This is a genomic window from Collinsella sp. AM38-1BH, from assembly GCF_003467545.1.
Classification (GTDB): Bacteria; Actinomycetota; Coriobacteriia; order Coriobacteriales; family Coriobacteriaceae; genus Collinsella.
Genome location: NZ_QSHC01000014.1, coordinates 65088 through 77836, shown reverse-complemented (window position 1 = coordinate 77836; position 12749 = coordinate 65088). Strand labels below are relative to the sequence as shown.

9 protein-coding genes and 1 tRNA gene are annotated in these 12749 nt (G+C 58.8%); 1 reads left to right on the top strand and 9 read right to left on the bottom strand.

Annotated features, from left to right (window positions below):
* Window positions 1-412: 412 nt before the first annotated feature.
* The 9 genes from rplT to recJ all read right to left on the bottom strand — a co-directional run bounded on the left by rplT (window position 413) and on the right by recJ (window position 11452).
* On the bottom strand, window positions 413-772 hold the full coding sequence (gene rplT, locus DW870_RS07265; protein ID WP_006234421.1) for a 50S ribosomal protein L20: 360 nt from the start codon (window positions 770-772) through the stop codon (window positions 413-415).
* A 46-nt stretch (window positions 773-818) separates the two neighbouring features.
* A complete protein-coding gene (gene rpmI, locus DW870_RS07260) occupies window positions 819-1010 on the bottom strand; it encodes a 50S ribosomal protein L35 (protein ID WP_006234422.1) in 192 nt (63 codons plus the stop codon).
* Window positions 1011-1042: 32 nt separating this feature from the next.
* Window positions 1043-1612, bottom strand: coding sequence for a translation initiation factor IF-3 (infC, locus tag DW870_RS07255; RefSeq protein WP_006234423.1), 570 nt, complete (start codon window positions 1610-1612; stop codon window positions 1043-1045).
* 431 nt (window positions 1613-2043) lie between these two features.
* Window positions 2044-2130, bottom strand: a tRNA-Leu gene (locus DW870_RS07250).
* Window positions 2131-2169: 39 nt separating this feature from the next.
* Window positions 2170-3603, bottom strand: a complete 1434-nt coding sequence (locus DW870_RS07245) for a transglutaminase-like domain-containing protein (protein ID WP_117769792.1) — start codon at window positions 3601-3603, stop codon at window positions 2170-2172.
* Between the two features lie 352 nt (window positions 3604-3955).
* A complete protein-coding gene (gene fba / locus DW870_RS07240; protein WP_117758814.1) occupies window positions 3956-4822 on the bottom strand; it encodes a class II fructose-1,6-bisphosphate aldolase in 867 nt (288 codons plus the stop codon).
* Window positions 4823-5016: 194 nt separating this feature from the next.
* The gene (locus DW870_RS07235; RefSeq protein WP_117758818.1) at window positions 5017-5700 is read right to left on the bottom strand and encodes an MBL fold metallo-hydrolase; all 684 of its coding nucleotides are present in this window, start codon (window positions 5698-5700) and stop codon (window positions 5017-5019) included.
* An 88-nt stretch (window positions 5701-5788) separates the two neighbouring features.
* Window positions 5789-8149 carry a bifunctional (p)ppGpp synthetase/guanosine-3',5'-bis(diphosphate) 3'-pyrophosphohydrolase gene (locus DW870_RS07230; protein ID WP_117758813.1) on the bottom strand — a complete coding sequence of 787 codons (2361 nt, stop codon included), beginning with the start codon at window positions 8147-8149 and terminating at the stop codon, window positions 5789-5791.
* Between the two features lie 15 nt (window positions 8150-8164).
* Window positions 8165-11452 (bottom strand): single-stranded-DNA-specific exonuclease RecJ, encoded by a 3288-nt coding sequence (gene recJ / locus DW870_RS07225; RefSeq protein ID WP_117758812.1) that lies wholly within the window; start codon window positions 11450-11452, stop codon window positions 8165-8167.
* Window positions 11453-11728: 276 nt separating this feature from the next.
* On the opposite strand from recJ, the gene DW870_RS07220 reads away from it, so the two are divergent.
* Window positions 11729-12727, top strand: coding sequence for a bile acid:sodium symporter family protein (locus tag DW870_RS07220; RefSeq protein ID WP_117758811.1), 999 nt, complete (start codon window positions 11729-11731; stop codon window positions 12725-12727).
* Window positions 12728-12749: the final 22 nt, after the last annotated feature.

The window sequence follows — 12749 nt, the reverse complement described above, 5'->3', positions numbered from 1 at the left end:
CAAATCCAAGTTAGACCATTTCAAATGGTTCGATGTCTGCCCGGATGCGACACTGAAGTGAGTGTCCATCCTCGCAGTATCCGGTTCTCAAGGTGCACGCTTTGCGGCCGATCCGGTTGCACCAGGCCGCGCGGCAAGGAGATATATTGCCAGACCGCGAAGCCCTATGGGACGACAATTCCACTCTTCACAAGTCCTACACAATATATTGCTTCCTATATAAGTCATAGAAAGGCTGGTGCGGAAATACTGCACGTATCAGATGATGACCCTTTGATTCAGGAATATATAGAGATCGGTCACCTGTAAGTGTTTATCTACCCGCGCTTTTAGCAATGTAAACCGCGCTTCAGATAAAAAGAGGGAGCGCCGCGCACAACGCGACACTCCCCTAGCGATTCAAGAGAATCTATTAGGCCTCGAGAGCCTTCTTGGCGATGGTGGCCAGCTCGTTGAAGGACTCGATGTCCTCGTAAGCCATCTGAGCCAGGACCTTGCGGTCGAGCTCGATGCCGGCAACCTTCAGGCCGTGCATGAACTGAGAGTAAGAGATGTCGTTCAGACGAGCAGCAGCGTTAATACGAGTGATCCAGAGAGAACGGATCTCGCGCTTCTTGTTGCGGCGATCACGATACTGATACTGCAGAGAGTGCTGGACCTGCTCTTTAGCATGCTTGTAAGTACGCGAAGCGGCACCGTAGTAACCCTTCGCACGGTGCATAACGGTACGGCGCTTCTTCTTGGCGGCAACAGCGCGCTTAATACGTGCCATGTTCTATCAACTCCTAGACGGTAAAACGAAAAACGGGAACGCGAACTTAGGCGAGACGCGACTTGATGACCTTGCGGTCGGCAGCGGCGATCTCGGTCTCCTGACGGAAGCCACGCTTACGCTTGGTGGACTTCTTGCTCAGGATGTGGCTCTTGAAAGCCTTGGCGCGCATAAGCTTGCCGGTACCAGTCTTGCGGAAACGCTTCTTGGTGCCGCTGTGGGACTTCATCTTAGGCATGAAATACTCCTTAATCGGTTACAGAACACTAGTTACTTGGTATCGCTTGCCGCTTTATCCTCATCGAAGGCGCCCTTAATCGGGGCGAGCAGCATAAGCATGTTACGGCCTTCCATCTTAGGCTTGGACTCGACCGTAGCGTAAGGCTTGAGATCCTCGGCGAGACGCTCGAGAACGTTAAGGCCCTGCTCCGGGTGAGCCATCTCACGGCCGCGGAACATGATGGTGATCTTAACGCGTGCGCCCTTCTTGAGGAAACGCAGAACGTGGCCCTTCTTGGTCTCGTAGTCGCCAACGTCGATCTTGGGTCGGAACTTCATTTCCTTGACCTCGACCTTGGACTGGTTCTTACGAGCAGCCTTGGCCTTCATGGCCTGCTGGTACTTGAACTTACCGTAGTCCATGACCTTGCAGACCGGCGGCTCCGCGTTGGGAGCGATCTCGACCAGGTCGAGACCCTGATCGTCGGCGACGCGCTGGGCATCGCGGATGGCGAACAGGCCGAGCTGAGAGCCATCGACGCCAATCAAACGGCACGAAGATGCAGTAATCTCGTCGTTGATGCGGGTGTCATCAGACTTAGCTATTTTCCCTACCTCCATTCATAAAAAAATAACCCGGCGCTTCTCAGCAACCAGGTCGTACACATAGACATCCTCGATTTGAGGAAGGGAATCTAAGTTGTATGACCAGTCAGCTGCTCATTGGCGCCAAAAGGTGGGAACCCTCGGGTTCCTCTTTAGGGCATTGCGGGAACAACGCCTTGCGAATAATAACACGTACAGCGCGTTATCACATTACGTACACGAAAAAGAGGCCTTGACCCCCTTGAACGCTCGCTTGCATGTATGGTGCCCGAGGCGAGACTCGAAGGGCCTTCGCTTCGCGAAGCCCCGGGCTTCGGACGCGCGGCGCCCTCGCCACGCTCCGCTACAAACAGGCCGCAGGCCTGTTTGCTTAACGCTTCGCGCGCTCACGCGAGTTCGGCACGAAAAGGGGGGCCGCAACCCCCTTGAACGCTCACTTGCATGTATGGTGCCCGAGGCGAGACTCGAACTCGCACGTTGTTGCCAACGGTGGATTTTGAGTCCACTGCGTCTGCCAATTCCGCCACTCGGGCACGTAATGCGTGAGTTAGTTTATCACAGCTTTCTACCGATTAGTCCGAAAATGGAACTTCGAGCATTTCGATGAGTTCGACCGTGCGTAGCATCTCGCGCTGACGGCATCCGCGACCGTCGACCGAAGCCTCACCCATCTGGTTATCGTAAGGGTCCTCGCGCATGCCGTCGAAAGAGGGCTCAAACTCTGCCTGGAATCGATTGTTGGCCACCATACGCCATGGGTCGAGATTGCCAAAGTAGTGACGGCGGCGCCACTCCTCCCCCATCCTGCGAGCAGAAGATCCAAATGACACGTCGGCGTTGAGCCAACCGGTCTGCGGCGTATAGAACTCTGCCCAGTCGTGCGACCCCACCGAATCGGGCGCAACGTAGAGGCCGCTCTGCCAACGGGCAGGCACGCCCGCGATACGGCACATGGTGATAAACGTGAGCGCCATAACGCCGCAATCGCCGCGGAGCGAATGCGCGCAGTCATCGGCAATAGATCCCAAAAGCAAGTACGGCGGCTGATAGCGATAGTCGATATACTGCGTCAGGTAATCATAGATAGCACGGGCGCGATCGAGCGGATCCTCGAGTCCGTCAACAACACCGGCCGTCAGCTGCTGCAGATACGGCGTGAATGCAATGTGCGGACGATCCTCGGAAATATCCTCGGGCAGAGGCGCGTCCATACGCGGATGAACCGGAAGTGCGCCACCGTAGACATCACAATAAGCAGCATCGATGTGATAACGATAAGTCACCGAGAATGAGCGCTCACTCGAAGAAGACCACGAGGCGGTACGCGCCGAAGCGTTCGCGGGAGCAACAGCACCCTCCGGCGTCATGTCGAGAATCTCGACCTGAGACTGTTGGCGGCAGGTGGCGGCTACGGGAAGCCAAGCGCGAACGGTCTCCCCCTCTAGAGCGCCGGGGACAGACAAGGACGCCTTAAGCGTAATAACGCGAGTCAATCCGTTTTGTGACTCCATCTCCTTGAGCATCTCGTTGCGCAGTGCAATTCCGTCCGTAGGATCGGGACGCATGCCGGGGACCTCTTTGGGATATACGCGAAGCGAATCGAGGAAGTTGTCGAGAACGAACAGCTCGCCATCGATAAAGCGCCAGTCAATACGCTTACGGTCAATCAGATCGTCAAACTGCTCCTCGGTAAACTCAGGCCACTCCTCGCGAATCATCGCAATAGCCCGATCGCGCGACACCGAAAAATGAAGCGGCGTCTCAAGCATGCGATACCGCTCGGCACGAACGCAGGCAGCAAGCGAGGGATCGGGATTCTGCCCCAAAAGACGATCACAAGCCGCAACAGCCTGCGTCAAATATCCGGCATCCTTGAGACGAAGAATCTCGGGCGGCAGTCCAATATCGAGATGACGGAAATCATCACAGCAAACATCAACAGAGCAACCAACAGGACCCTCGTCAATGACCTTCCCATCCGAAGGCAGCACATTAATAACAGCCATACCAAACTCCAAGTCATTAGAACTCTTGAAGCCCATTGTAGCGAGATAAAAAAGAAAGCCCCAATAAAGGAACCCTCAACACCGATAAACGGTACCTAGAAAAAATGAATTCAGCCCAGTAACCCTGTAGCGAGTTAACGAAGGAGGCCCCGTTTCCCCGGAGTTGATTCCGTCGCGCGACTTCTAGCGAAGCCAGTAGCCACCTTAATTCAGACTCGTAACCCTGCGGCGTTAAACGAAGGAAGCCCCGTCCCCCGGAACTGTTTCCTTGGCGCGACTTCTGGCGAAGCCAGGTGAGCGCAAAGGAAACAGTGTAGGGAGACGGGGCTTCCGGCGGGAAGTTTAGCGACGCTTACGCCTTGTTGACGGAGCCAAACTCCTCCATGAGCTCCTTGGTGCGGGCAACGATGTTCTCGCGACCAGGCTTGAGGAGCTTGCGGGGGTCAAAGCCCTTGCCCTGCTGATCCTTGCCAGCCTCGATATACTCGCGAACGCCCTTGGCGAAGACGAGCTGCAGATCGGTGTTGACGTTGATCTTGGAGATACCCAGGGAGATGGCCTTCTTGATCTGATCCTCGGGGATGCCGGTGCCACCGTGCAGGACGAGGGGCAGGTCGCCGGTCTGAGCCTTAATCTCACCCAGGCGCTCGAAGGAAAGGCCAGCCCAGTCGGCAGGGTACACGCCGTGGATGTTGCCGATACCGCAGGCGAGGAAGTCGACGCCCAGGTCAGCAATCTGCTTGCACTCAGCAGGATCAGCGAGCTCGCCGCTGGAGGTCACGCCGTCCTCGGTGCCGCCGATGCCGCCGACCTCGGCCTCGATGGACATGCCCTTGGAGTGGGCAAGCTCAACGAGCTCCTTGGTGCGGTCGAGGTTAAGCTGGAAGGTCTCCTCGTGAGAGCCGTCATACATGATGGACGTGAAGCCGGCCTCGATGCACTTGAAGCAGTCCTCGTAAGAACCGTGATCGAGGTGAAGGGCGACGGGAACGGTAACGCCCGTGGCCTCGACGGCAGCCTTGACCATGTCGGCGCAGACCTTGAAACCGCCCATCCACTTAGCGGCACCAGCGGTGCACTGAAGGATCAGCGGAGACTTGGCCTCCTCGGCGGCCTGGAGAATAGCCAGGGTCCACTCGAGGTTGTTGGTGTTGAAGGCACCGAGAGCGTACTTGCCGGCCTCGGCCTTCTTGAGCATGTCTGCTGCGTTGACGAGCATAAAAGAAACCTCCTGTAAGGTTGCTCCGATAACGCCTGAGATTTTACCACGACATACCCGAGCATAAACGTTCGTTTGTTCACGAATACCATCCGATTGGACAAATTTTGACCGTTTGCCCCACAGAATCGACCCACTGGGGAAAATAGCTTGACGATTGAGCGGTCTTCGTGATTCGAAAGACGGCTTCGAGCCTACATCTGCATAAACGGATTCTGCATAAGTTCGCGCGCCATCGTGGTCGAATCGCCATGGCCCGTCAAGCAAACGGTATCGGGCGGAAGCGTCTTGGCAAGTTTGGAGAGCGAGCGCATAATCGCCGCCTCGTCACCGCCAGAAAGATCGGTACGACCGTGGCTGCCCGGGAAAAGCGTGTCGCCCACAAAGGCGATGTTCCCCTGCTCGGTCGCGGCGAACAGGACGATGCCGCCCGGCGTATGCCCCGGCGTCTCGATCACCTGCAGGCAGATATCGCCCAATTCAATCGTATCGCCCTCGGCAAGCAGCCGCGTCGGCTCGCCCGGATCGGGCGTCTCAATACCCCACATGGCGCGCTGCTCCTCGATATTTGCGCGAGGCACCGTCACGTCCTTAGCGCACAACTCATATAGTGCGCTGTCGCCAACGACAGCTCGAACCCCGGCGACCCCGCCAACATGGTCGGCATGACCGTGCGTGCAGACAGAGCCGAGTACGCGAACTTCGGGATGCGCGGTGCGGATATGCTCCACAAGACGCTCGCCCTCCCACGCCGGATCGACGATTAAGCACTCGTCATTCGAAATCACGGCGTAACTGTTGGTCTGAATCGGGCCGTTGACGAGTGCCTCAATCGAAGCTGCACCTCGGGGTGTCAGGTCCAAAGTCATATCGCCCATGCGCATACCCTCCTTCTAAAATACGTTCGAGGCACCAAACGATGCCTCGAACGTAACCAATATCTATGATGCTGAGAGGCTCTCGCACCTACACACGGCGCTTGAGCTGAGCTCCGCCTTCGCCGGGCATAAGACGGCGAGCGTCGTAGACCGAATCGACACTGCTGATGGAAGCCAGCAGCGGATCCAGACCGCTCGCGTCCGAGATCTCGACCATAAAGCGCAGGGTTGCAATACCCTCGCGGTTGGTCGACGTGGCGGCAGAAAGGATATTACCGCCCGCATCGCCAATGGCAATGGTGACATCCTTGAGCAGGCCCATGCGGTCCAGGCACTCGACCACGATCTCGACCTGGAAGAGGGTGTCGGCAGCGCCGTCCCACTCCACATCGATCATGCGCTCGGGATGTTCCATGAGACCCTTGACGTTAGGGCAGTTGGCGCGATGCACCGAAACGCCGCGACCGCGCGTGATGAAGCCGACGATGTCGTCGCCCGTCACGGGGTTGCAGCAATGAGCCAGACGGACCAGCAGGCCGCTGTTGCTCTCGCCCTTGACGATAATGCCGTTACTGGCGCTCTTGCCGCGCTTTTGCGGCTTGCGGTTGGAGCCGCGAGCGGGCTGCTTCACGACCTCGGCGATAGCCTCGGCCTTGGTGAGCTGTTCCTCGGGCTTGGGGTCCAAGATTTGCTCGACCTTATTGCCCACAGCGCGCGGGGCAACCTTGCCGGCGCCGACGGCGGCAAACAGGTCCTCGAGCTGCTTGAAGTTAAACTGCTCCGCCACGGCGTTGAGTGCACGCGTCGAACGCGGCGTAGAAATGCCATAGCCACGCTTACGCAGGTCCTTGGCCAGCATATCGCGACCGGCGGCAGCGTCGTCGTCCTTGGTCGCGGCGGCAAAATAGCGGCGGATCTTTGACTTGGCGGAAGGTGTCTTAACGATCTTGAGCCAATCGCGCGACGGCTTGGAACTCTTGTTAGTCAGGATTTCAACGCGGTCGCCCGTCTTGATCTCGTGCGTGAGCGGAGCCACCGCACCGTTGATTTTGGCGCCGACGCAGTGGTTTCCCACCTCGGTGTGAACGGCATAGGCAAAGTCGAGCGGCGTGGAGCCGGCACGAAGCGCCATGACCTCGCCTTTGGGCGTGAAGACAAAGATCTCCTGATCGAACAGATCGACCTTCAGCGAGTGCAGGTATTCCTTGGCATCGGTGATCTCGTCGGAAGCCGCCCAATCGAGCGAATGCTTGAGCCAGTTGATCTGGTCGTCCAAACGTTGAGCGTCATTGGTCTTGGAAGCAGACGATCCGCCCGACTTCTTATATAGCCAGTGGGCGGCAATGCCGTACTCGGCCTGCTCATGCATCTCGTAGGTTCGAATCTGAATCTCGAGCGGACGAGCCGTAGGGCCGATGACCGTCGTGTGGAGCGACTGGTAGTTATTGACCTTAGGCATGGCGATATAGTCTTTAAAGCGACCAGGCATGGGGTGCCACAGCGTATGCACCGCACCGAGCGTGGAGTAGCAATCGCGCACCGAATGGGTAATTACACGCAGCGCCACCAGGTCGTAGATCTCGGAGAACTCCTTGCCCTTGCGCTTCATCTTTTGGTAGATGGACCAATAGTGCTTGGAGCGGCCGTTGATCTGGAAGTCCTCCAGACCAATGCGGTTGAGCTCATCGGTAAGCGTCTTGATGGTCTCGGCAAGGTAGCGTTCGCGGACCTCGCGCGACTCAGCTACCATACGCGCGATGCGCTGGTAGGCATCGGGCTCCAGGTAGAAGAAGGACAGGTCCTCGAGCTCCCACTTAATAGAGCTCATGCCCAGGCGGTCGGCCAAGGGCGCGTACACGTCCATGGTCTCGCGAGCCTTAAACAGGCGACGATCCTCGCGCAGGGCTGCCAGCGTTCGCATGTTGTGCAGACGATCGGCAAGTTTAACGATGATGACGCGGATGTCCTTGGACATGGCGAGGAACATCTTGCGCAGCGTGAGCGCCTGCTTCTCGTCCATGCTGTCGACTTCGATGTTGGTGAGCTTGGTCACGCCATCGACGAGCTCGGCCACCGTATCGCCAAACAGGCCGGAAACATCGGTGAGCGAGGTCTCGGTATCCTCGACAGTATCGTGCAGCAGCGCGGCGCACACCACATCGCAGTCCATCTTGAGATCGGCCAAAATGATGGCAACCTCGACGGGATGGTTAATGTACATCTCGCCCGAGCGGCGCTTTTGGTTGCAGTGCTTCTCGGCGGCAAAGCAGTAGGCCTGCTCAACCTTAGAAAAGTCGTCCTCATTCATATATTTGAGGCACAGGCGCTCCAGCTTGTCGTAGCTGTCCGCCATAATCTCGGGCGGCAGCTCATCGGCATGCTTATAGTGCTCCATCTCCGAAAACGGCTGGAGGGTGGAATCATGGGCGGTACGGGCTGCGGCATCCATCGAGGTCCCCTTCCCCTAGGCCCGCGGTACGATCGGGCGGTTAACTTTGGCTAGCATATCAGAAGCGCACGAATCGAGCGCCCAGCTCCGGAAAGCCGAAAACTCCATGCGCGAGCGCAAGCCCTCCAAATAGCGAATTGACCTGCTCAATTGCACGCGGCCGGGGTTTTCGGCCATCGCGATGCGACGAGTGTCGTCAAACCCCGAAACTCGACAGAAACCAAGCTCTTCGAAGATTCCCAGGCCGCTTTCCACCGAACGCTCGTCGACCGGCGTGCGAGCATCGATGGCAAGGCACATCTGCGCGATGTCGATATCGCTCGCACTAAAGGAATCGTCCCCGGTTTTGCCGCGGTTGGAGCGCCACATGGTCTGCAGCGCGCGATAGAGCGTGACGAGCTCGTCGCGCTCGGGCGCATAGCAGTCGAGCAGGCGCTCGTTAATGCGGGCGTCGCGCGACGAATAGAGCAGATGGATCACGGCGGGCTGGCCATCGCGGCCGGCACGTCCGCTCATCTGGTTGAACTCGATGGCGCCAAACGGCATGTGGTAGAGCACGACATGACGGATATCGGGCAGGTTGACGCCCTCACCGAAGGCCGAAGTTGAAACGATGCAGCTGAGACTTCCGTCTCTAAAGGCTTCCTCAACACGGCGGCGATCGGAGCGCGCAAGCCCGGCGTTATAGAACGCGATATGGGTCGCACAGTCGGGAACGCGTTTGCGCAACGTCTTGGCAAGCGCCACGGACTGGTCGCGCGAGTTCACGTAGATAACGGTCTTCTCCCCCGTCGCCACGATCGACACCAGGCGATTTTCGCGGCTCGCAAGGTCACGGTCGTCCTCGAGTTGCAGGTTCTCGCGAACGGTCTCGTCGACCACCGTCCTGGTAATCGGCAATACACGAGCAAGCTCCGCCACGACCGGGGCCGTCGCGGTAGCCGTTGCCGCCATGACAACGGGGTCGCCCAGGGCTTTGAGGATATCGGGCATGTCGAGGTATGCGCTCCGGTCGCCGCCCTTGGCAAGACCGGCATGATGCGCCTCATCGATAACGACAAAACCGATGCGCCCCGAACGCGCAAAGCGATCGCGGTGAATGGACAGAAACTCGGGCGTCGTGAGCACGATGCCGGTGCGGCCCGAAGCCAGGCCGGCAAACACGTCATCGCGCGCCGCCTCCACGGTCTCGCCGGTCAGCACGCCAACGCCAATGCCGAGCGCGGCCATCGTCGAGGAAAGGTGATAGGCCTGGTCGGCAACGAGCGCGCGCAGCGGATAGACAAAGATACTCGCACGCCCGCGAAGAACCGCCTCGCGCGCGGCATGCACATGGAAGATAAGAGACTTGCCGCGCCCCGTTCCCATAACGGCCAGAACACTTTGGTGATCGGCCAGGGCATCGAGCGCCTCGACCTGCGCGCGGTGCGGCTGGTTCGATCCGATAAAGCTGTGAATGAGCGAGCGCGTGAGCTCGGTATAGGAAAGTTGGGCAAGCGTCTCGCGTTTACGCGACTCCAGGCGCAGGCCAGAATCCGCCGGTTGTACGCCGCGGCGAAGCTCACATGCCGGATCGTCGATATTGGGTGCCGTGGTATCGCGCACCAAGACATCTTTGATCATGAGCTTGGGCTTCACACGTCCCTGCCAATGCTCGGCCACGGCCTCGAACACCAAATCGACGGCGCTATCGCAATTGATAAGCCTATCGATCTGCGGCACACGAAACATGATGGCCGGCACACTCGTGGCGCCATCCGTCGCCACGAAGCGCATATGCTCGCCGGTCTTGCCCACCACGGCGCGATCGCACATCGTCACGCCCTCGGCAGCCAACAGCGGCACCTTATTACCCTGGCCAAACGGCTCAAGGCGAGAAATCTGCTCGATGGTCTCGATATTCAATTCGGAAAGGTCGACCGTGGCGGCAACCTCATCGGTGTCCTCAAAGTCCTCGGCGGGAAGCTCGGACAACACGGCGGAAAGGCGACGACGGAACTCGTCGAGCTTGGACGCCTCGATGGTCACGCCCACCGCACCGGCATGCCCGCCGCGGCGAATCAGCAGGTCGGAACAGCGCTCGACGGCTTCGAACAGGTTGACCTTGCCCACCGAGCGGCCCGAGCCACGTGCTATACCGTCCTCGATAGAGAAGAGCAACGCCGGCACGTGATATCGGTTGGTAAGGCGGCTCGCCACGATGCCTTTAACGCCCTCGTGCCAGCCCTCGCCACCCACGACGATTGCGCGACCGCCATCATAGGTCTCCTCGACCTTTGCCATGGCATCACGCGTGAGCTCCGCCTCAATCTCGCGACGCTGACGGTTGATCTCCTCGAGCTCGGCCGCCAGTGCACTTGCTTCGATAGGATCGCGGGCAAGCAGCAGGTCGAGCGCCAGCTTGGGATCGGCCATGCGGCCGGCGGCGTTTAAGCGGGGAATGAGCGAGAACGATAGACCGTCCGCCGTAATGGTAGCCAGATCGGCCTTGGCGAGCGCTGCAAGCGCGATGTAACCGGGACGAGCCGTCACGCGCATCTGCTGGATGCCCTCGGCGACCAGTGCGCGATTCTCGGGCGTGAGCGGCATCATGTCGGACACGGTACCCAGTGCCGCGACCTCAATCAGCGAACGCCAATACGACGGCTTGCCCAGACGCTCGCCCAAAACCTGCACCAGCTTGAGCGCCACACCGGCACCGGCAAGTTCACGCGAGGGGCCCTTATCCTCGAGTTTAGGGTCGGTCAGGGGCACGCCCTGCGGCACCTGATCGGAGGGCTCGTGATGGTCCGTGACCACCAAATCGATCCCCAGGCTCTCCAGATAGGAAACCTCTTCTTTGGCGGCAATGCCGTTATCGACGGTCACGATCAGCTGGGGACGAGCGAGCTCGTTAACGCGGTCGAGCGCCGCGCGCGAAAGACCGTAGCCCTCGTCAAAGCGATGTGGAATAAACGGCGTAACATCGGCGCCAAACGTGCGCAGCGCCTCGGTCAACAGGCAGGTCGACGTAATACCGTCAACGTCAAAATCGCCAAAGACCGCGATATGCTCGTGGTTGCGAATAGCATGCTCGACGCGGTCGGCAACGACCGACATGCCTGGGATAATGAGTGGGTCGGCCCAGTCGCGATCGAGCGAAGGCGTCAAAAACAGCTGGCCTTCCTCGATGGATGTAATGCCGTGCGCAACCATAATGCGCGCCACCAGCCCGGGAATGCCCAGGCCAACCGAAAGCTCCTTTTCGAGCTCGGGGTTTTGCTGAGCGACCGCCCAGCGATGCGTCGTCTTAAGCGATGACATAGGCGCCCACCCCCGATAGGGGCAGGTCGCCGCGATACCTCTCACGGTTCATAGCGATGAGTCCTCTGTGTATGCCCGCTTCGGCAGGCAGATCTGTTGAACGGATTTATTATACCGTGCAGCACGGACGCAAATCGCCGCAGCACGCCGCGGTTTCGGTAAACGATGCCGGTAATAGCCTCGAAATATTCGAGCGTTTCTGACGCACGGACGCATGCGAGCGTCTAGCATATCCATTCAAAACGGATTCACGAGCAAAGGGAGTCGCAAGCGCATATGAAGCAATGGGTTGGACTGGGCAAATTTCTCGCGGGATACATGCAGGTCATCGTTCCGATTTGCGTGGCGCTCGGTGTGCTCTTTCCCCAGCAGATTGGCGTACTCAAGCCTATCGTTCCCGCCCTGTTTGCCTTTATGACGTTTCAGGGTGCGCTCAGCAACACCTTCCACCAGGTAACCGAGGTGTTCCGCCGTCCGCTGCACCTGGTCTTGGCGTTGCTCGTCTCGGCGGTGCTTATCCCTATCGCAGCCTATGCCATGGGATCGTTATTCTTTGGCTCCAATCCCAACCTTGTCTGCGGTATCGTGCTCGAGTACAGCGTACCTGTGGCAGTCACTGCCTTTATGTGGATTAGCATGTTCGGCGGCAACGGCCCGCTCGCGCTCACCATCATCCTGACGTCCTCGGTCATCTCACCTGTGACGATTCCTCTTACGCTCAAGCTCTTGCTGGGCGCCACCGTCTCGATCGATGTGCCGAGCATGATGCAGGACATGGCCTTTATGATCGCCATCCCCGCCGTGCTCGGCATCGTGATCAATGAACTCACGCGCGGCTGGGGTCATGAGAAACTCTCCCCCGCGCTCTCGCCCGCCTGCAAGTTCATGATGATGGGGGTCATCGCGTCCAACTCCACCGCCATGAGCGAGTACGTGCTGCACATGAACGCGGTGCGCCTGGAAGTCGCCCTCTTTATCCTTTCGTTCGCCATCAGTGGCTTTATCATCGGCATCCTGGTCGCACGTGCCCTGCATCTGCCGTATAGCGAGACGACCACCATGTGCTTTACCTGCGGCATGCGTAACATCTCTTCGGGCGCCGTCATCGCCACACAGTACTTTCCCGGCGAGGTCGTATTCCCCGTCATGTGCGGTACGCTGTTTCAACAGGTGCTGGCCTCGATTATCGGACATCTCTTTGAGCGCCTGACCGGCGAGGAGCGCGCCAAACAGCGCAAGCGGGTCAAGGCCGGCCGCGACGCGATGGCAAGCTAGGCAGCACGCTTTTCTCAGGCAC

What these genes read in the sequence shown, in the direction of transcription:
- DW870_RS07235 (WP_117758818.1), bottom strand. Translation starts at nt 5,700, where the DNA reads ATGGGCGATATGACTTTGGACCTGACACCCCGAGGTGCAGCTTCGATT.
- DW870_RS07230 (WP_117758813.1), bottom strand. Translation starts at nt 8,149, where the DNA reads ATGGATGCCGCAGCCCGTACCGCCCATGATTCCACCCTCCAGCCGTTT.
- rpmI (WP_006234422.1), bottom strand. Translation starts at nt 1,010, where the DNA reads ATGCCTAAGATGAAGTCCCACAGCGGCACCAAGAAGCGTTTCCGCAAG.
- DW870_RS07245 (WP_117769792.1), bottom strand. Translation starts at nt 3,603, where the DNA reads ATGGCTGTTATTAATGTGCTGCCTTCGGATGGGAAGGTCATTGACGAG.
- fba (WP_117758814.1), bottom strand. Translation starts at nt 4,822, where the DNA reads ATGCTCGTCAACGCAGCAGACATGCTCAAGAAGGCCGAGGCCGGCAAG.
- recJ (WP_117758812.1), bottom strand. Translation starts at nt 11,452, where the DNA reads ATGTCATCGCTTAAGACGACGCATCGCTGGGCGGTCGCTCAGCAAAAC.
- infC (WP_006234423.1), bottom strand. Translation starts at nt 1,612, where the DNA reads ATGGAGGTAGGGAAAATAGCTAAGTCTGATGACACCCGCATCAACGAC.
- rplT (WP_006234421.1), bottom strand. Translation starts at nt 772, where the DNA reads ATGGCACGTATTAAGCGCGCTGTTGCCGCCAAGAAGAAGCGCCGTACC.
- DW870_RS07220 (WP_117758811.1), top strand. Translation starts at nt 11,729, where the DNA reads ATGAAGCAATGGGTTGGACTGGGCAAATTTCTCGCGGGATACATGCAG.